The organism is Sinorhizobium sp. 8-89, assembly GCF_030124325.1.
In the GTDB taxonomy this organism is placed as follows: Bacteria; Pseudomonadota; Alphaproteobacteria; order Rhizobiales; family Rhizobiaceae; genus Sinorhizobium.
Window position 1 is genome coordinate 1 of record NZ_JASKLR010000078.1, and the last position, 1,314, is coordinate 1,314.

Genomic DNA, 1,314 nt, shown 5'->3' on the forward strand with positions numbered 1-1,314 from the left:
CATCTTCTCCCCAGTGAGGCTCGCTAACTGCGACAGATTCCGAACGCTGCGGTTCCCTGCTCGAACATGCATGGGACCTATGCGGAAGCGCATCGGACGTAAGTCCCACTTCTCGCGAGGCACCAAGCCACCAGTGACATCACCTTTGGACCGGGCGAAGTCCCACCGGCCGTTGTCCCAAGCATCGATGGCAATCGAGGCCCGACAGGCCACACCCGCCGGACCTTTTGTTTTTCAACAGCCGGCAAAGGCCTGCTGTTCACTTAGACTTTGCCGTGCCGTGTCGCTACGGCCTCATATCCGATACCGCTCACGCTCCCGTTCCACCTCATCCAGCGTGTACGGGTCGGCATTTTCATCAAAACGCGACCACCCTTCTTCAGCATAAATGCTCCTGCGGACAGCAGGATCAACCCGGTTTCGTTGCTGCAGGATTGCTTCTGCTTTATGCGCAAGACTGTCGTCGACCCTCGCTGTTACCAAAGTGCCTCCGCGGCGAACGCCCTCCGCATAAACATGGGCATCCTCTTCATTGACCCCGGAACCCGTGAGCGCGCCGATTATGCCTCCCGCCGCGCCGCCAGCGACGGCACCTGCTGTGGCGCCGACGGCAGTGGCCGCAAGCCATCCGGCGGCTACGACTGGCCCAACTCCGGGAATGGCCATGAGGCCGAGCCCTGTTAAAAGCCCAACAACGCCACCTCCGGCTGCTCCGAGTCCAGCCCCTGTGCCGGCACCTTCGGCCGCATTCGAGCTGTCGGTCGAGTACCAATCCCCTGTGTTGTTTGCGACGATGCTGATGTCATCGGAAGGCACACCTGCCGCTTCCAAATCGCTTACGGCGTCGCGGGCAGCTCCATAGTCATCGAAAAGACCTGTCACGGTTCTCATCTTCATTCTCCCTTTTGGGTTGGAGGACGCTTTGGCCTACTGCGCGGTTATGTTGCCCTGGTAGTCGAGAGCGACCGAAACGGATTTGCCGTCCTTCATTGCAGTTGCCTGCCACACACCCTTGTCGTCGAGTTTTAGACTGCTGACTTCGGTGTACCCGGCTTCTTCGATCCGTGCCTTCGCTTGCGCTTCCGTGAAGCTGTTCGCCCCTGCAACTGGCGCCGCGGGATTCTGAGCGTCGGGCGTCGCGACCGCAGGCGTGTCTCCTTCCGACGACGGTGTCGTCTGCGCAAGCGACGCCGTGGCCACAGCGCTCATGAGCGCTGCCGCAACAATAATCATATTTTTCATGTGTTTACCTCTTCCGACGATAGGGATTGATTCCCATGCTAGAAACACCCCGGCAGTAAATTGGTTCCAGCG

2 protein-coding genes are annotated in these 1,314 nt (G+C 59.6%); both read right to left on the bottom strand.

Annotation, left to right across the window (positions count from 1 at the left end):
- Positions 1-294: 294 nt before the first annotated feature.
- A complete protein-coding gene (locus tag QN219_RS33715) occupies positions 295-891 on the bottom strand; it encodes a general stress protein (protein ID WP_284004752.1) in 597 nt (198 codons plus the stop codon).
- Between the two features lie 36 nt (positions 892-927).
- Positions 928-1,242, bottom strand: a complete 315-nt coding sequence (locus QN219_RS33720) for a PepSY domain-containing protein (protein WP_284004753.1) — start codon at positions 1,240-1,242, stop codon at positions 928-930.
- Between the last annotated feature and the right edge of the window lie 72 nt (positions 1,243-1,314).

Excerpts from the sequence above, each read along its gene's own strand:
- QN219_RS33715 (WP_284004752.1), bottom strand. The coding sequence starts at position 891 with ATGAGAACCGTGACAGGTCTTTTCGATGACTATGGAGCTGCCCGCGAC.
- QN219_RS33720 (WP_284004753.1), bottom strand. The coding sequence starts at position 1,242 with ATGAAAAATATGATTATTGTTGCGGCAGCGCTCATGAGCGCTGTGGCC.